The organism is Ectothiorhodospira sp. 9100 (assembly GCF_022227565.1).
GTDB classification, from domain to species: Bacteria; Pseudomonadota; Gammaproteobacteria; order Ectothiorhodospirales; family Ectothiorhodospiraceae; genus Ectothiorhodospira; species Ectothiorhodospira marina.
In genome coordinates this window covers 13,231-29,090 of sequence record NZ_JAJNAN010000009.1, presented here as the reverse complement: position 1 = coordinate 29,090, position 15,860 = coordinate 13,231, and the positions used below count along the sequence as shown (strand labels likewise).

Annotated in this window: 17 protein-coding genes and 1 pseudogene; 6 read left to right on the top strand and 12 right to left on the bottom strand. The window is 63.5% G+C overall.

Features of this window, described 5'->3' with window-relative positions:
• Positions 1-3 precede the first annotated feature (3 nt).
• The 3 genes from sdhA to LPW29_RS04600 are packed head-to-tail and all read left to right on the top strand — an operon-like array spanning position 4 to position 2,857.
• Positions 4-1,794 (top strand): succinate dehydrogenase flavoprotein subunit, encoded by a 1,791-nt coding sequence (gene sdhA / locus LPW29_RS04610; protein WP_238627059.1) that lies wholly within the window; start codon positions 4-6, stop codon positions 1,792-1,794.
• Between the two features lie 27 nt (positions 1,795-1,821).
• Positions 1,822-2,604 (top strand): succinate dehydrogenase iron-sulfur subunit, encoded by a 783-nt coding sequence (locus LPW29_RS04605; protein ID WP_090249889.1) that lies wholly within the window; start codon positions 1,822-1,824, stop codon positions 2,602-2,604.
• 7 nt (positions 2,605-2,611) lie between these two features.
• Entirely contained in the window at positions 2,612-2,857 is a 246-nt protein-coding gene (locus LPW29_RS04600; RefSeq protein WP_238627058.1) for an FAD assembly factor SdhE, read from the top strand.
• A 58-nt stretch (positions 2,858-2,915) separates the two neighbouring features.
• Here the strand turns inward: LPW29_RS04600 and LPW29_RS04595 are convergent.
• Positions 2,916-3,744 (bottom strand): annotated as a pseudogene (locus LPW29_RS04595) (protein YgfX).
• 433 nt (positions 3,745-4,177) lie between these two features.
• On the opposite strand from LPW29_RS04595, the gene LPW29_RS04590 reads away from it, so the two are divergent.
• On the top strand, positions 4,178-5,173 hold the full coding sequence (locus LPW29_RS04590; RefSeq protein ID WP_238627057.1) for a YhcB family protein: 996 nt from the start codon (positions 4,178-4,180) through the stop codon (positions 5,171-5,173).
• A 90-nt stretch (positions 5,174-5,263) separates the two neighbouring features.
• On the opposite strand, the gene LPW29_RS04585 is transcribed toward LPW29_RS04590, so the two are convergent.
• Positions 5,264-5,704: a GNAT family N-acetyltransferase gene (locus tag LPW29_RS04585; RefSeq protein WP_238627056.1), complete on the bottom strand. Its 441-nt coding sequence runs from the start codon at positions 5,702-5,704 to the stop codon at positions 5,264-5,266.
• Between the two features lie 211 nt (positions 5,705-5,915).
• Here LPW29_RS04585 and ygfZ point away from each other — a divergent pair, with 211 nt between their 5' ends.
• Positions 5,916-6,974, top strand: coding sequence for a CAF17-like 4Fe-4S cluster assembly/insertion protein YgfZ (gene ygfZ / locus LPW29_RS04580; RefSeq protein WP_238627055.1), 1,059 nt, complete (start codon positions 5,916-5,918; stop codon positions 6,972-6,974).
• 19 nt (positions 6,975-6,993) lie between these two features.
• Positions 6,994-7,149, top strand: a complete 156-nt coding sequence (locus LPW29_RS04575) for a hypothetical protein (RefSeq protein ID WP_177169794.1) — start codon at positions 6,994-6,996, stop codon at positions 7,147-7,149.
• 6 nt (positions 7,150-7,155) lie between these two features.
• Here LPW29_RS04575 and der read toward each other — a convergent pair whose 3' ends face one another.
• From der to fdx, 10 genes are all read right to left on the bottom strand, one after another.
• The gene (der, locus tag LPW29_RS04570; protein WP_238627054.1) at positions 7,156-8,553 is read right to left on the bottom strand and encodes a ribosome biogenesis GTPase Der; all 1,398 of its coding nucleotides are present in this window, start codon (positions 8,551-8,553) and stop codon (positions 7,156-7,158) included.
• A gap of 1 nt (position 8,554) precedes the next feature.
• Positions 8,555-9,712: an outer membrane protein assembly factor BamB gene (gene bamB / locus LPW29_RS04565; protein WP_370642791.1), complete on the bottom strand. Its 1,158-nt coding sequence runs from the start codon at positions 9,710-9,712 to the stop codon at positions 8,555-8,557.
• A gap of 17 nt (positions 9,713-9,729) precedes the next feature.
• On the bottom strand, positions 9,730-10,365 hold the full coding sequence (locus tag LPW29_RS04560; protein WP_238627053.1) for a YfgM family protein: 636 nt from the start codon (positions 10,363-10,365) through the stop codon (positions 9,730-9,732).
• Entirely contained in the window at positions 10,365-11,675 is a 1,311-nt protein-coding gene (gene hisS, locus LPW29_RS04555) for a histidine--tRNA ligase (RefSeq protein ID WP_090249871.1), read from the bottom strand. Before hisS ends, LPW29_RS04560 begins: the two co-directional genes overlap by 1 nt.
• Positions 11,676-11,749: 74 nt before the next feature.
• On the bottom strand, positions 11,750-12,799 hold the full coding sequence (locus LPW29_RS04550) for a helix-turn-helix domain-containing protein (protein ID WP_238627052.1): 1,050 nt from the start codon (positions 12,797-12,799) through the stop codon (positions 11,750-11,752).
• On the bottom strand, positions 12,747-13,514 hold the full coding sequence (gene pilW, locus LPW29_RS04545) for a type IV pilus biogenesis/stability protein PilW (RefSeq protein WP_238627051.1): 768 nt from the start codon (positions 13,512-13,514) through the stop codon (positions 12,747-12,749). Before pilW ends, LPW29_RS04550 begins: the two co-directional genes overlap by 53 nt.
• Complete coding sequence (gene rlmN, locus LPW29_RS04540) at positions 13,511-14,629, bottom strand: 23S rRNA (adenine(2503)-C(2))-methyltransferase RlmN (protein ID WP_238627050.1); 1,119 nt, start codon at positions 14,627-14,629, stop codon at positions 13,511-13,513. The genes pilW and rlmN overlap by 4 nt, the downstream gene beginning before the upstream one ends.
• A gap of 114 nt (positions 14,630-14,743) precedes the next feature.
• Entirely contained in the window at positions 14,744-15,175 is a 432-nt protein-coding gene (gene ndk, locus LPW29_RS04535; protein WP_238627049.1) for a nucleoside-diphosphate kinase, read from the bottom strand.
• 128 nt (positions 15,176-15,303) lie between these two features.
• Positions 15,304-15,498 (bottom strand): Fe-S cluster assembly protein IscX, encoded by a 195-nt coding sequence (gene iscX / locus LPW29_RS04530; RefSeq protein ID WP_090250513.1) that lies wholly within the window; start codon positions 15,496-15,498, stop codon positions 15,304-15,306.
• Between the two features lie 21 nt (positions 15,499-15,519).
• The gene (fdx, locus tag LPW29_RS04525; protein ID WP_090249861.1) at positions 15,520-15,858 is read right to left on the bottom strand and encodes an ISC system 2Fe-2S type ferredoxin; all 339 of its coding nucleotides are present in this window, start codon (positions 15,856-15,858) and stop codon (positions 15,520-15,522) included.
• Positions 15,859-15,860 lie beyond the last annotated feature (2 nt).

Sequence of the window (15,860 nt, the reverse complement as noted above, 5' to 3'; positions counted from 1 at the left end):
TTGATGAAGGGCGACTACAAGATAATCGACCATGCCTACGACGTGGTGGTGGTCGGTGCCGGCGGCGCCGGCCTGCGGGCCACCTTCGGCATGGCGGAAAAGGGCCTCAAAACGGCCTGCGTCACCAAGGTTTTCCCCACCCGCAGCCACACGGTGGCAGCCCAGGGGGGCATTTCCGCGGCCCTGGGCAACATGGGCGAGGACGACTGGCGCTGGCATATGTACGACACGGTCAAGGGCTCTGACTGGCTCGGTGACCAGGACGCCATCGAATACATGTGCCGTGAGGCCGCCCCGGCCATCATCGAACTGGAACACTATGGCGTGCCCTTCTCCCGCACCGAGGACGGCAAGATCTATCAGCGCCCCTTCGGTGGCATGACCACCCGCTTCGGTGAAGGCCGCGCTCAGCGCACCTGTGCTGCCGCCGACCGCACCGGCCACGCCATCCTGCACACCCTGTATCAGCAGGCCCTGGCCCATCAGGCCGAGTTCTATATCGAACACTTTGCCACCGACCTGATCATGGACGGTGACACCTGCCGAGGCGTACTGTCCCTCGACCTGGTGAACGGCACGCTGCACCGTTTCAACGCCCACCTGGTGGTGCTGGCCACCGGGGGTTACGGGCGCAGCTACTTCTCCTGCACCTCGGCCCACACCTGCACCGGCGACGGCATGGGCATGGCGCTGCGCGCCGGTCTGCCCATGCAGGACATGGAATTCGTGCAATTCCACCCCACCGGTGTCTATGGCGCCGGCTGCCTGATCACCGAGGGCGTTCGCGGCGAGGGCGGCTATCTCACCAACGCCAAGGGTGAGCGGTTCATGGAACGCTACGCCCCCAATGCCAAGGATCTGGCCTCCCGTGACGTGGTCTCCCGCTCCATGACCGTGGAGATCAACGAAGGCCGCGGTGTGGGCGCCAAGCAGGATCACATCCACCTGCACCTGGAACACCTGGGGCCGGAAGTCATCAATGAGCGCCTGCCGGGCATCGCCGAGACCGCGCGCATCTTTGCCGGCGTGGACGTGAGCAAGGAACCCATCCCGGTACTGCCCACAGTGCATTACAACATGGGCGGCATCCCCACCAATTACCGTGGTGAGGTGGTTACCCTCAAGGATGGCAACCCGGATCATATCGTGCCGGGCCTCATGGCTATCGGTGAAGCGGCGTGTGTTTCGGTGCATGGCGCCAACCGTCTGGGATCCAACTCCCTGCTGGACCTGGTGGTGTTTGGTCGTGCCGCTGCCATCCGCGCCAGCGAAATCGTCAGCGACATCGGCGCCGCCGTCAAACCCCTGCCTGACGGTGCCGCCGACAAGGCCCTGGAACGCCTGGACCGCCTGCGCTACGCCGATGGGGCACGCTCCACCGCCTCCATCCGCGATGACATGCAGCAGTGCATGCAGCGCTACGCTGCCGTGTTCCGCACCGGCGAAACCCTGCAGCAGGGCTGTGATCGCATGGACGAGGTCTTCACCTCCTTCGGCGATGTGCGCGTGACCGATCGTTCCCTGATCTGGAACTCGGACCTGGTGGAAACCCTGGAGCTGGACAATCTGCTGGGCTGTGCCGTGAGCACCATCCGCTCGGCGGTCAATCGCCCCGAGAGCCGTGGCGCCCACGCTCGCGAGGACTGCCCCGACCGGGATGACGACAACTGGATGAAGCACACCCTGTCCTGGGTGGACGACCAGGGCAAGGTCCGGCTCGACTACCGCCCGGTGCATCTGTACACCCTCAGCGACGATGTGGACGTCGTGCCGCCCAAGGCACGGGTCTACTGATCCGCGGACTCAGGAGAACGCAAGACCATGGCTCAGTTCATACTGCCCATCAAATCCCGGGTGCAAAAGGGTAAGACCTTTAAGGCCGAGGGTGCTTCCAGCACGAATATCAAGCGCTTCGTGATCTATCGCTGGAATCCGGATACGGACGACAATCCGCGCCTGGATACCTACGAAGTGGATCTGGACGCCTGTGGTCCGATGGTGCTCGACGCCATTATCAAGATCAAGGACGAGATCGACCCCACCCTGTCCTTCCGTCGTTCCTGCCGCGAGGGGATCTGCGGGTCCTGTGCCATGAACATTGATGGCACCAACACCCTGGCCTGCACCAAGGCCATCGAGGACATCAAGGGCGATGTGCGCATCTACCCGCTGCCGCACATGAACGTGGTCAAGGATCTGATCCCGGACATGACCCACTTCTACGCCCAGTACGCCTCCATCAAACCCTGGATCCGCACTCAGACGCCGCCGCCCCCGGACAAGGAACGCCTGCAGTCGGTGGAAGACCGGGCCAAACTGGACGGTCTGTACGAATGCATTCTGTGTGCCTGCTGTTCCACCTCCTGCCCCAGCTATTGGTGGAACGGAGATCGCTACCTGGGCCCGGCCATCCTGCTGCAGGCTCAGCGCTGGATCGTCGACAGCCGCGACGAGGCCACCGGCGAGCGCCTGGACGAACTGGAAGACCCCTTCAAGCTCTACCGCTGCCATACCATCATGAATTGCACCCGTACCTGCCCCAAGGGACTGAACCCGGGCCAGGCCATCGCGGAGATCAAGAAAAAGATGGTCTTGCGCAAGTGATGCACGCATGAGCGAGCTTTCCCGACTGCGCTGGCGTTGCCGGCGCGGCACCAAGGAGCTGGACCTGATGCTGGAGGGCTTTGTGCTTACCCAGGGGGAAACCCTGTGCGCCGAGGATCTGGATCGCTTCGAGCAGGTGCTGGATCAACAGGATGATGACCTGCAACGCTGGTTGCTGTATGGCGAGCCGGTGGAGGTGGAAGCGATCCGGGGGATGATTCAGCGGGTTCGGGAGCACTTCCTGAATCACTGAGGCCCCGGGCTTTCCGGGGCCTGGGCATTCGCGGCCAGGGGCCGCTCCCACGGGGGACTCAGAAGGTATTGACCACCTGGGCCACCCCGGGCACTCGGGCGCGCACCAGGCGCTCCACCACCTGCTTGAGATCCAGCGCGGATCGGGGGCAACCCACGCAGGCGCCCTTGAGGCGAACCCGCACGGTGCGATCCTCGATGTTCACCAGCTCAATATCGCCACCATCCTGCATGAGGATGCGCCGAGCCTCCTCCACTGCCAGTGCCACCTGCTCGAACGCCACGGGGCCGTCAGTGGGCAGGATTTCCTGCTCCCGCGCCGCCAGTGTCTGGGCGCGATCCAGGCGCAGGGCCAACTCCGTGTCCACCTCTTCGATGGCGTCCAATTCTGCCTCGCTGTACACATGACCGAGATCCGGATGCAGTAGCACCTCCAAGGGTTTGGATTCATCGGCCATCAGCACCCTCCCGCCGGGACCACCGGCTTGTCAGTCGAGTCAGCATACCCGCTCCCCCGCCCTGGGTCACCGACACCGTTGCACCCGCAACCCCCGCCCTGAGTCGAACCCTGAGATGCCGAAAATCGTCTGCATCCAGGGCATCCGCCATCAGCGGCAGACGATGATAGCGGCCGCGCTCACAACGCATGGACAGCAGTACCAGTCGGGGAAGCACCACCGTGTCCGGCAGTATGCACACCATGACATGCGCCTCACCAGCCTGCCTTATCCACCACTGTCCATCACCATCACAGCCCAGCACGTCGATACGTGCACCATGCCCGAGCATCTTGGCCAGCAGGCCACCCAGCAGCAATATCACCAATCCTGCCTTGACGGCCATCGGTGCACCACTGATGAGTACCGTTCCTGCCGCGGCCCAATACATGGCCCTCATGACCCGGCCCGCCCACTTCGAGGGGTTCACCATCACGTAAAGCGCTTTATTGTCCCGCTTCCTGTCCACGATCAATCATCCCTGTTGACACCCAAGGCACCCCCCGCGCAATGTCCTCATGCGGAGCCTGGGAACCCGACCGACATGGGGCCTCCGACTCCGTCCGGCGTGAACAGCCAGAAGAATGCCCTGGGGGGTGCACCATACCTTATCTTTTTACTGGGCTAACAACCAGTTAAAGTCTTCCAAGGTGCAGCATACGCGGCGATTCTTGTGCATAATGTGCATGCCGGATAGCATCATAAAAACTGCGACTCAGTGGAGCAATCAACGTGCGGTCGTCCAAGGACGCCGCGGGCTAACCGCCGCTGCGGATCCCCGTCTGGGCGCGGGGCCATCGGCGGCCTATCTGCAGGAGATATCTATGTCATCATCAGAGATAGCCGCGAATTTACGCGACTTCATTACACTCGGTGGAAATGTCCTCACCGTGGCCGGTTTCGTCGGCGCTGGTCTACTGGGCTTCTGGTTCGGCCGTCAGCAGGGCGATGCGGGCCGCGTGCTGGAACTGCAGTCCGAGGTGGAAAATCAGCGCCGCAAGCTGGAAAGCTACCGATCACAGGTGAACAGGCACTTCGAGAAGACCGCCACCCTGTTCACGGGAATGGCCCGTTCCTACCGCGACCTCTACGAGCACCTGGTGGATAGCTACGACCGCCTGGGCGAGGGGCCCTCACAACAGTTCCTGCCGCGTCGCGCTTCGGCCCTGCTGGAGTTGTCCCGCGAGGAACAGCGCCGCGCCATCCCGAGCACTGCCCGCCCAGCTCAGCCTGAACCCAAGCCTGAACCCAAGCCGGCCGCAGCCGCTCCGCAGCAGGCCGCCAAACCGCAGCCCCAGGCCAAACCGGCCGCCCCACAGGCTCAGGCCAAACCCCCGCAGAAGCCGGCTGCCACCGCTGCCAAGGCCACTGATCCGCGTGGCGCCACCGCCTTCAAACCGGAACAGCAGGCTGCCAAGCCCGCCGCAACCGCCGCCAAACCGGCAGCTGCCAAGCCTGCGGCGCCCGCCAAGCCCGCCGCAACAGCCAAACAGCCCGCTGCCGCCGCGGCCAGAGCGGCGCAAAAGCCCGGTACCGCGGGCAAGCCTGATCCGCGCGGCGCCACGGCGTTCAAGCCCGAGGCCCAAAAACCGGCAGCCAAGCCGCAACCGACCCGACCCGCTGCCGCCAAGCCGGCTCCCAAGCCTGCTGCTGCACCAAAGCCCGCGGCTGCCCAGGCCAGCCGCCCCGCACAGCGCAGCACCATGACCTTCAGACCCGCAGGTAAGCCCGGCACCATTCCCGGCGCCACCGGCGTCCTGAAGGAGCCTGGCCAGCCCGACCGCATCCGTGTCAAGGGTGGCAAGGGCCGCAGAAAGTAAGTAGACCAACCGGTCTGATCGGGCTAGCAAGGCCCGTGGAAGCGAGGCCCCGCACTGTCGGGGCCTCGTTTCGTTCAGGCTTCGCTCTGGTTACGCAGAGGCCGACTGGCGAGAACGCCATTGCATGGTCAGTTCGTCCTTGCCCATCTCCGCATGCTCATGCCGTTCCAGCACTTCGAACCCATGGTGTCGCAAAAATGCCACGGCACGATCATTATCGGCGAATACCGCCGCCTCCAGGGCCGGGCGACGGTCTTTTACAAAATCCAGTAATCGGCTCCCCAGGCCTACACCCTGGCAACAGGTAGCTACCATCACCTCCAACCGTGACGCCTGCAACCAGCAAAACCCCCGCACCTCGCCCCCTTGCTCCAGCACCCAGATCTCTGCCTCCTTTGGTGGCGCATCCGGCATCTGCTCCACCTGCTGTTCCCAGAACTCCCGTGGCAGAAACCAGTGGGCCTGGGCTGCGGACTCCAGGCGGATTTGCCTGATATCGGCAAAGTCGTCTGCGGTTGCTTCACGAATCATGGATGCTCTCCGGCGAGATAGGTCCTCGCGATTCTGAACGATGGCCTGTGTGATTTGGTCGTAACAGTGTATCGAGGAACGCAGCCCCCCTGCCATCCCCGATGCAGTACCAGGTCATCATGGCAACCGGTTGTGGTAGTGGCTTTATGCCGGGCCTCCTTAGTAAGATGACACCCCTGAATTGAACCCTGTCAAAGAGGCATAGACTCCGATGAAACCCGAGTGGAAGGACTTCCTGCTACAGGCGGGTGCCGAGATGGATGAGCAGCGCGTCTCGGATTTCGGCAACCCGGAGCGGGAAATGAGCGTGGCGATCACCGGCGATGTGATCTGTGACCTGTCCCATCACGGGCTGATTGGCGCCTACGGGGAGGAGACCGTTCAGTTCCTTCAAGGCCAACTCAGCAACAATGTGCCGGAAGTGGACGAACGCACCAGTCGCATGGGTGCCTATTGCAGCCCCAAAGGACGCATGCTGGCCAACTTCCGGCTCTTCAAACGCGGCGAAACCTACTACCTGCGTCTGCCCCGGGAACAGGTTCAATCAACACTCAAGCGTTTGTCCATGTTCATCCTGCGCGCCAAGGTTACGTTGGAGGACGCTGATGACGCCCTGGTGCGGATCGGGGTCTCCGGCCCGCATGCGGTGGAACAACTCCAGGCAGCACTGGGCAAGGCCCCACCGGAAGCAGTGGATCAAGTCACTCAGGAACGGGGGCTCACGGTGGTCCGGGTGCCTGGCCTGCACCCGCGCTTCGAGATCTATGGGGAACTGGATGCCGTGACCCGGCTGTGGCAGAACCTGAGCGTCCGTTCGGCGCCGGTGGGTGCCGATCGCTGGGGGCTCCTGGATGTGATGTCCGGTGTGCCGCACGTGTACCCGCAGACGGTCGAGGCCTTCCTGCCACAGATGGCCAACCTGCAATTACTGGGAGGCGTCAGCTTCAACAAGGGCTGCTTCCCGGGTCAGGAAGTGGTGGCCCGTACCCAGCACCTGGGCAAGCTCAAACGCCGCATGTACCGCCTGCACCTGCCGGTAAATCAAGCACCGCCCCCGGGGGCCACGTTGCATGACGCCTCCGTGGACGCCACACAACCGGTGGGACGTATCGTGGAAGCCTATCCCCACCCCGATGGCGGCGTGGAGGCTCTGGCGGTGTTACAAGTCGCCAGTGCCGAGGCGGGTGAACCTCGCCTGGAATCAACCAGCGGGCCCGCCGCCAGGGTCCAGCCGCTACCCTACTCATTCGATCTGGCTGCGGCCACTTGAGACCGGATCGGAGGACACCGTGAGATTCCTCTTCTTCCTTTTCGTCATCATCCTGCTGCTGTTGTGGGCGGCCTTCTACAGCCGCCCCAACAGTCGCAAGCTCTCCAACACCCTGTATGGCACGGCAGCCTTCCTGGCGGTGTTATTCGTGGCAGGGTACCTGCGATGGGTCTGACGGGCTTTAACGCCCCTTCTTCACGTGGCGCATCATCCGCTTGCGCTTGTGCTGCTGACGCGGCGTAAGGGTGTTGCGCTTGTCCTTGTAAGGATTGTCGCCGGTGCGAAACTCCATACGAATGGGCGTACCCACCAGTTGCAGGTGCTGGCGGAAGTAGTTGGTCAGGTAGCGTTTGTAGCTGCCGGGCAATTGATCGGTCTGGTTCCCGTGAATGACGATCACCGGCGGGTTGCGGCCGCCCTGGTGGGCGTAGCGCAGCTTGATGCGACGCCCCCGCACCAACGGTGGCTGATGCTCGGTCACGGCCTTCTCCAGCAGGCGGGTGAGCAGCGAAGTGCCCATGTCCGCACTGGCGGATTCGTGGGCGCGTTGCACCGCCCCGAACAAATCCCCCACCCCACTGCCGTGCAACGCCGAGATGAAACGCTTCTCGGCAAAATCCAGGAACGGCAGCTTCAATGACAACTCCATGCGCACCCGCTCGCGATCATCCTGTGTCAGCCCATCCCACTTATTGATGGCCAGCACCAGGGAACGACCCGCCTCCATCACCATGCCCAGCAGGTGGGCATCCTGCTCGGCGATCCCCTGACGAGCATCCAGCAGAAAAATCACCACATGTGCAGCCTCGATGGCTTGCAGGGTCTTGACGACGGAAAACTTCTCCACGGTCTCATGCACCCGCGCACGACGCCGCACACCGGCGGTGTCGATCAAGGTGTAGATCCGCTCATCACGCTCGAAGGGCACATAGACACTGTCCCGCGTGGTGCCCGGCAGCGCCGTGGCCAGTACCCGCTCTTCCCCCAGGATGCGATTGATCAAGGTGGATTTGCCCGCATTGGGACGCCCGACAAAGGCAATGCGAACACCGGGCCAGCGCTCCTCGTCTTCCTCCCGGGCCTCCGCTTCCGGCAGCAGATCCCGTACCCGCTCCATCAGGCGATTGACCCCCCGGCCATGGGCGGCAGCGATGGGCACCGGCGTGCCCAGACCCAGGGAGAAAAAGTCGGTGGCGGCACTGTTGGCATCAATACCGTCGGTTTTGTTGAGCACCAGCAGCAACTGCTTATTGAAGCCACGCAGTTCCTCGGCAATGGTCTGATCAGCGGCACTCAGCCCTTCCCGGCCATCCACCAGAAACAACACCACATCAGCCTCGCGAATGGCCTGCAAGGTCTGCTGGGCCATGAGGGTATCCAGGGTCTCGGCCTCGCCGCTCAGTCCCCCCGTATCCACCACCATGTAGCCAAATTCACCCACACGACCGATGCCATACTGGCGATCCCGGGTGAGCCCCGGCATATCGGCCACCAGGGCATCCCGGGAGCGGGTGAGTTGGTTGAAGAGGGTGGATTTACCCACGTTGGGACGCCCCACCAGGGCGATGACCGGATTCATCTCAGTTCTCCGATGGCAGGGTGAAGGCGCTCAGGCGCCCTCCCCGGCCCAGGGTATACATCACCCCGTCGCGCACCTGGGGCACGCCCATGATGCCTTGATGATCTCCCCGGGCACGCCCCACCAGGGCGCCATCCTCAGGAGAGATCCAGTGTAGATAACCTTCGTAATCGCCCACCACCAGGTGCTCTCCCAGAACCACGGGCAGGGTCACCCGACGCAGGCGCAAACGGTCCTGTTGCCACAGGGTGGCACCATTACGGCGATCCAGGGCCCAGACATGACCCTCGCTATCGGTGAGAAACAGCATTTGACCCGCCAACGAGACCCCTCGATAGGACGATAGATCCCGTTGCCACAGAACTCGCCCATCGGACAAGGCCAGTGCCATGACCCGGCCTTGGTAACCCGCGGCATACAGCACGCCATCCTCCACCGCCAGCGCGCCATCCACATCGGCCATGCGCTCCAACTCCGAGCGACCACTGGGGGTGGATACCGTCGCTTCCCAGAGTCCGTTGCCCCGGCCGAGGCCGAGCATGACCACCCGTCCATTATCAAACCCCGCCGCTACGCGACCGGAAAGCATCAGCGGTGCCCCCGTTCCCCGCAGGCTCAGGGCGGGCGTGGTGCGCCCTGCGGTCCAGCCTGTCTCACCGGTACGCGCATCCAGGGCATGCAAGCGGCCATCGTTGGTACGAAAGATCACGGCCCCCTGGTCCACGCGGGAGATGCCCTGGACTTCGCTGGTGAGGGTGCGTCGCCACAACTCGTCCCCGGTTTCAAGACTCAGGGCGATAGCGTGCCCCTTGCCCGTCCCCACAATGACCCGGTCCCCGCCGCCGCTCACGCCGGCGGTGATGGGTTCATTCAGGTTCACCTGCCACAGACGGTCGCCGTCATCCAGCGCATGGGCGCTCACGCGCCCATGCGCATCCACGGCCACCACGGACTCCGGCCCCAGGAAAGGAGACAATTGCAGGTACTGTCCATCCGATCCGGCGCCGGTATTGCGGGACCAGAGCCCCTGCGGCTCCAGCGTCGCCTCGAATTCCGGCAGGGGTGCCGGTGGCTCGGACGTATCGCTGCTCCACAGACCACACCCGGTGAGCAGGGCGGCGGCCAGCAACAGCACCAGGATTCTTTCACAGGCTTTCATCCAGACCCTCACAATCCTCACTGGGCACCCGTTGCATCAGCTTCACTCAGGTCATCCCGTTTCATGCGCAGATAATCCGCCACACCTGCGGAGGCAAGGATGGCTCGATCGTAGGCCGCCCGTGCCTCCGTGGGCTCGTCGAGCCCCCGATGGGCATCACCGCGCAGTTCCTCCACCAGGGCCAGAAAGCCTTCCGGTATCTCACCATCCAGGGTATCCAGGGCATCCTGATAGCGGCCATCGGCAATGAGCACTCGTGCCAGTCGCGCCCGGGCCAGATGCTTCTGATCATCGTGACGGGTGCGGTCAATCACCCAACGCAGATGCGTCTCGGCGCCTTCCAGATCCTCGGCCTCAGCCGCCATTCGGGCCAGATCCAGGGCCGCCAGCATGGCGTAGGGTGTGCCCTGGAAATCCTCCTTCAGCATCCGACCCTGCTCGGAGGCAGCCTCGGCATCCACGCGGGCCAGGCCCTGCATGGAAAGGTAGATCTCGGAAGCCTGGATGGACTGGTTCTCCACGTAGCCGGTCCACATCCTCCAGCCCACGAGGCTGCCAATCCCCAGCAGCAGGCCCAGGATCATCGCCGTGCCATTCTCGCTCCACCATTTCTTGATGGCCTCAATGCGGTCCTCATCGGTGGGTTGTGACATCAATCATTCTCCGTCGGTCTAGTTTCAGCCGTGGCCAGGTCCAGAGCCTGGGCCAGATGGTGTGCCAGCGCTTCCTGGGTCACGGTGTGCTGTTCAGTCTGCCCTTCCCGCAACGGCTTGACGGTCACCCGGCCTTCGGCCAGTTCAGTCTCACCCAGGATCAGGGCCAGCTGGGCGCCGCTGCGATCCGCCCGGCGCATCTGCGCCTTGAAGCCGCCGCCACCGCAGTTCATCTGCAGACGCAGGCCAGGAAATTGGTCACGCAGCTGCTCGGACAGTTCCACCCCGGCCGAGCCGGTACCCTCCCCGGCCAGCATGAGGTAGACATGGGGCGACGGGGCCATTGGCAGACCGCCGTCAGCTTCCAGCAGGCTCAACAGGCGTTCGATGCCCATGGCGAACCCGGCTGCCGGCGTGTGACGCCCGCCCAGCTGTTCCACCAGGCCATCGTAGCGGCCACCCGCGCAGACGGTGCCCTGGGCACCCAAGGCGTCGGTGATCCACTCGAACACGGTGCGGCAGTAATAGTCCAGCCCCCGCACCAACCGCGGATTGATGGTGAACGGCACATCCGCTGCACGCAGCAGGCACTGGAGCTGCTCGAAGTGTTCTCGCGACGATGCATCCAGATGATCCAGCAGGCTCGGGGCCTCCTGAATCATCGCTCGCATCTGAGGATTCTTGCTATCCAGGATACGCAGTGGATTGGTCTCCAGACGCTGCCGCGCATCGTCATCCAGTACCTCCGCATGGGCCTTGAAATAATCCACCAAGTGCTCACGGTAGGCGGCGCGCGCCTCGCTGGAGCCCAGGGTGTTGATTTCCAGGCGTACGTTGCGAAGCCCGAGACGTCGCCACAGGCGAGCAGTCAGGAGAATCAATTCGGCATCAATATCCGGCCCTTCCATGCCGAAGGCCTCCACGCCGATCTGATGAAACTGCCGATAGCGGCCCTTCTGGGGGCGCTCATGGCGGAACATGGGGCCGGCATACCACAAACGCTGCTGCTGGTTGTGCAACAGGCCGTTCTCCACGCCGGCGCGCACGCAGCCGGCCGTGCCCTCGGGACGCAGGGTCAGGCTATCGCCGTTGCGATCCTCGAAGGTATACATCTCCTTTTCGACAATATCCGTGACCTCGCCAATGGACCGGGCAAACAGATCCGTCTGTTCGACGATGGGCATGCGGATTTCCTGATAGCCGTAACTGCTCAGGGTCTCGCGCACCTGTGCCTCAAACCACTGCCAGGCGCCCGTTTGTTCTGGCAGGATGTCATGCATCCCGCGGATGGATTTGATCTGCCTACTCATTCACTGTCCGAAAACTGGATGGGTCAAGAAAATTGGGGATGGTTGGAGGATCAGGGGTTGGCCGGCCTTCGCCTTCAAGAGCCACCCACGGTGAAGCGCGCGGTGTTGTCGCTGCGTACCCGGCCTTCCAACTCAACGGGCCGGTGATTGTATTCCAGACGCACGCCCGGCGCGTTGCCCAGGAAGACGCGGATGGGGGTGGCCCCCTCAATGCGGCGCTCACTGCCCTGGCGCATGAGGCCCACCAGCAGGCGGCCACCGTCGGCGCCGGAGATTTCCACCCAGGAGTCCTCTTCAAAGCGCAATTCCAGCCGCCCCTGCCCCGGGGGCAGGTCCGGGGGGGCGCGTTCCTGGTCCTGCTCCTGGGCCTGGGGCACCGGCTCCGGAGGCGCCGACGCAGGCTCGGGCTCAACCGATGCCGAAGGGGCCTGGGGCTCCAGCGAGGCGAGTCGCTCCGGGGACTCCGGTGGGGCGTTGACAGGTGGCTGTGACGATTCCCTGAGGGAAGGCGACGACAGGAGGGGCTCTGGCTCATCACCCGGAACATCCTGGACGCCTGAGGGTGCAGACGCCGTCGCATCCGTCTGCTGGGGGGAGGACCCCAGGGTGCTCACATACCAGACCACGGCACCGAGCACGCCGGCCAGCAGCAGTCCCACCAGCGCGATCCAGGTCCCACTCACAGAGGCCCGCTGCAGTCCCGGCGGTGTCTTCGGGCGGGATTGAGCGGGACGTTCAGAGGCCACTGGACCGGGTGTCCGGGCCGTGGATCGGGGTCGCTCGGAGGCTACCTGCCCCGCTCCCTGGACACAGGCCTCATAGGCCTCCACCAGCGGTGCCGGATCGATCTCCAGTACCTTGGCCAGACCGCGTAAATAGCCGCGCACGAAGGGCGGCTCGGGGAGTGCATCGAAGCGATCCTCCTCCAGTGCGGCCATGGTTCTGGGATGCAACTGCAGGCGACTGCCCAGGTCATCCCGGGACATCTCTGCGGCCTCACGGTAACGCCTCAGCAGTTCGCCGGGCGTCACCTGTTGGTGGGATTCTGCCACATTGAAGTCATCCTGCATCTTATCGTCCGCCACGGGCTTCACGTTCCAGCACTCGTTGGGTTTCCTGGGCATCCGGGAAATCGTTCTTCAGGCGCAGGGCACAATCCCCCGAAGCGTCCCGGTTACCCAGGGCCAATTCAGCACGATAACAGACCCAGAGAATCTCCGGCGTCGGGTTCGCCACCTCCATGAGTCGCTGCACATAGGCTCGCGCCTGCAGGTAACGATCGTTCTCGTCCGCCAGACGCATCATCTCGTAGAGGGCATCGGCATGATTGGGATTGACCTCCAGGGCACGCCGGAAATACTGTTCCGCCAGTTCCTCGTCGGGATATTTGAGGGCGCAGATCCCGGCATTGGTCCAGGCCACCTCGGGGGTGGAATACAGCGGGTCTTCGGCTGCCTTGGTGAAGGCCGTTTCCGCCTCTTCCAGACGGTCCTGTCGACACAGGAAGGTGCCGTAGTTATTGCGCACCACGGCATTATCAGGGTCCAGGTCCAGCGCTCGCCGAAAATGGCGGTCGGCCTTTTCGGGTTCGCGTATGCGCTGCTGCAGTAGCGCATACGCTGCATGCACTTGGGCAGAACCTGGATCCTGCCCCAGGGCGCGTTCCAGATTGGACTTGGCCTGCTGGAGTTGATTCTGACGCATGTAGTGCAGGCCCAACTCCACGTTGACCCTGGCTGCACGGTGCTGCTGGTCCTGCACCTCCGGCGCCGCGGCACACCCGGTCAATACCAGGGCCAACAGCAGGATGGTGGCCGGAATCAGGCGCGAGACACTCATGGGGGTGTCACCCCGGAGGCATTCGGTACCTTCGCATAGCGCAGTGTACGCCGGGTGCGGTCTTCCACCCGTCCCACCAGTTGTCCGCAGGCCGCATCGATATCATCTCCGCGCGGGCGGCGTGTGATGGTGGTGTAACCGGCCTGGATGAGAATATCCCGGAAGCGGGCCAGCGCTGCCTCGCTGGAGCGTCGATAGCCGGCATCCGGGAAGGGGTTGAAGGGGATCAGGTTGATCTTGCAGGGCACGTCGCGCAACAAACGCGCCAGTTCCCGCGCATGCCCCGGGGTATCGTTGACGCCATCAATCATGACGTACTCCATGGTGACCCGGCTGTGGTGCCCGCCCTTGCCCACGTAGCGGCGACAGGCGTCCATCAGGGGCCCCAGGGGGTATTTGCGGTTGATGGGCACCAGTTCATTGCGCAGGGCATCGTTAGGGGCATGCAGGCTCAGCGCCAGGGCCACGGGCAGGGTTTCATGCAGGCGATCCATGGCGGGGATGATGCCCGAGGTACTCACGGTCACCCGGCGCCGGCTGAGGCCATAGGCATTGTCTTCCAGCATGAGGGACACGGCGCCCAACACGGGTTCGAAGTTGAGCAAGGGCTCTCCCATCCCCATGAGGACCACGTTGCTGATCACCCGGCTCTGTCCGTCTTCCGGCTGCATTCGACCGCGGGCCACCTGCAACTGGCCGATGATCTCGGCAGATGTCAGGTTACGGTTGAAGCCCTGCCGGGCGGTGGAACAAAAGCTGCAGTCCAGGGCGCAACCCACTTGGGAGGACACGCAAAGGGTGCCACGGCCGTCCTCGGGTATGAAGACGGTCTCGATGCAGTTGCCGTCGTCCAGACGCAGCAGCCATTTATAGGTGCCGTCGGCAGCAGACTGTTCCAGGACGATCTCGGGGGTACGGACTTCGGCCTCGTCGGCCAGCCAGCCACGCACGGCCTTGGAGAGGTCGGTCATGGCGGCAAAATCGGTGCAGTCGCGCTGATGAATCCACTTGAGCACCTGCACGGCTCGAAATGGCTTCTCACCCCGCTGGGCGAAGAAGTCTGTCAGTTCCTGCCGGGACATGCCCAGCAAATTGATTTTGGCCTTGTCAGTCATGGCTCGATCCACCGGCATCGGGCCGGGGTTGTGGTCGGGGGCCGGGTCCCGCCCCCCGGGCCTGCGGGCGCCGAAGGGGCGCCCGTGGCTTTGACTGCTCGGGTTCCGCGATCTTCAGCGGATACGCTTGCAGACTTCTTCGGGCTTGAAGAAGTAGGCGATTTCCTGCTTGGCGGTATCGGCGCCGTCGGACCCATGCACGGCGTTTTCATCGATGCTCACGGCAAAGTCGGCGCGAATGGTGCCGGGTGCGGCTTCCTTGGGATTGGTGGCGCCCATCAGTTCGCGGTTCTTGGCGATCGCATCCTCACCTTCCAGGGCCTGCACCATGACGGGGCCACTGATCATGAAGCTGACCAGGTCGTTGAAGAAGGGGCGTTCCTTGTGTACGGCGTAGAAGCCTTCGGCCTGTTCGCGGGTGAGCTGCATCATGCGGGCGGCGACGATGGTCAGGCCAGCCTTTTCGAAGCGGCTGTAGATCTCGCCAATCACGTTCTTGGCAACGGCGTCGGGCTTGATGATGGACAGGGTTTGTTCAACGGCCATTCGGCAACTCCAGCGATGATATAGGAAACACGAAGACGGCGGGGACCAATGGGGGCCCTCGCCGGGAGAGATGTAGAGGGGGAATATTACCCTGTGGCGGGGTGTTCAGACAATGCGGATCATGGGAGCTAATCCTCTTCTTCCATCCAGGCCAGTTGCACGGCCTCGAGGATGCGCTCACCGCAACGGGCGGGGTCGTCATCGAACTCGGGCAGGGCCATGATCCAGTTGCGCAGATCCACAAAGTTGACGTGTTTGGGGTCCACGTCCGGGTGGGCATCCTGCAGGGCGATGGCCAGGTCCAGGGTGTCGGTCCATTTCAGCGACATGGCGGCGTTCCTCCCTTAGTGTTGTTCAGACACCTGATTGAGGGTGTATTTGGGGATTTCCACCACCAGATCCTTGTCGGCCACCCGGGCCTGGCAGGACAGGCGAGAGTCGGGTTCCAGGCCCCAGGCCTTGTCCAGCAGGTCTTCCTCATCCTCGGTGGGATCTTCCAGGGAATCCATCCCCTCGCGCACGTAGACGTGGCAGGTGGTACAGGCGCAGGATTTCTCGCAGGCGTGCTCGATCTCGATGCCGTTGGCCAGGGCCACGTCGCAGATACTGGTGCCTGACTCGGCCTCGATGGAGGCCCCTTCCGGGCAGATCTCTTCATGGGGCAGGAAGATGATGTTTGGCATGT

Bases quoted from the DNA above. Each gene is read 5' to 3' on its own strand.
- ygfZ (WP_238627055.1), top strand. From the start codon at position 5,916: ATGAAACCCGAGTGGAAGGACTTCCTGCTACAGGCGGGTGCCGAGATG.
- LPW29_RS04605 (WP_090249889.1), top strand. From the start codon at position 1,822: ATGGCTCAGTTCATACTGCCCATCAAATCCCGGGTGCAAAAGGGTAAG.
- fdx (WP_090249861.1), bottom strand. From the start codon at position 15,858: ATGCCAAACATCATCTTCCTGCCCCATGAAGAGATCTGCCCGGAAGGG.
- pilW (WP_238627051.1), bottom strand. From the start codon at position 13,514: ATGAGTGTCTCGCGCCTGATTCCGGCCACCATCCTGCTGTTGGCCCTG.
- bamB (WP_370642791.1), bottom strand. From the start codon at position 9,712: ATGAAAGCCTGTGAAAGAATCCTGGTGCTGTTGCTGGCCGCCGCCCTG.
- der (WP_238627054.1), bottom strand. From the start codon at position 8,553: ATGAATCCGGTCATCGCCCTGGTGGGGCGTCCCAACGTGGGTAAATCC.
- LPW29_RS04560 (WP_238627053.1), bottom strand. From the start codon at position 10,365: ATGTCACAACCCACCGATGAGGACCGCATTGAGGCCATCAAGAAATGG.
- LPW29_RS04550 (WP_238627052.1), bottom strand. From the start codon at position 12,799: ATGCCCAGGAAACCCAACGAGTGCTGGAACGTGAAGCCCGTGGCGGAC.
- LPW29_RS04590 (WP_238627057.1), top strand. From the start codon at position 4,178: ATGTCATCATCAGAGATAGCCGCGAATTTACGCGACTTCATTACACTC.
- hisS (WP_090249871.1), bottom strand. From the start codon at position 11,675: ATGAGTAGGCAGATCAAATCCATCCGCGGGATGCATGACATCCTGCCA.
- LPW29_RS04585 (WP_238627056.1), bottom strand. From the start codon at position 5,704: ATGATTCGTGAAGCAACCGCAGACGACTTTGCCGATATCAGGCAAATC.
- sdhA (WP_238627059.1), top strand. From the start codon at position 4: ATGAAGGGCGACTACAAGATAATCGACCATGCCTACGACGTGGTGGTG.
- LPW29_RS04600 (WP_238627058.1), top strand. From the start codon at position 2,612: ATGAGCGAGCTTTCCCGACTGCGCTGGCGTTGCCGGCGCGGCACCAAG.
- rlmN (WP_238627050.1), bottom strand. From the start codon at position 14,629: ATGACTGACAAGGCCAAAATCAATTTGCTGGGCATGTCCCGGCAGGAA.
- ndk (WP_238627049.1), bottom strand. From the start codon at position 15,175: ATGGCCGTTGAACAAACCCTGTCCATCATCAAGCCCGACGCCGTTGCC.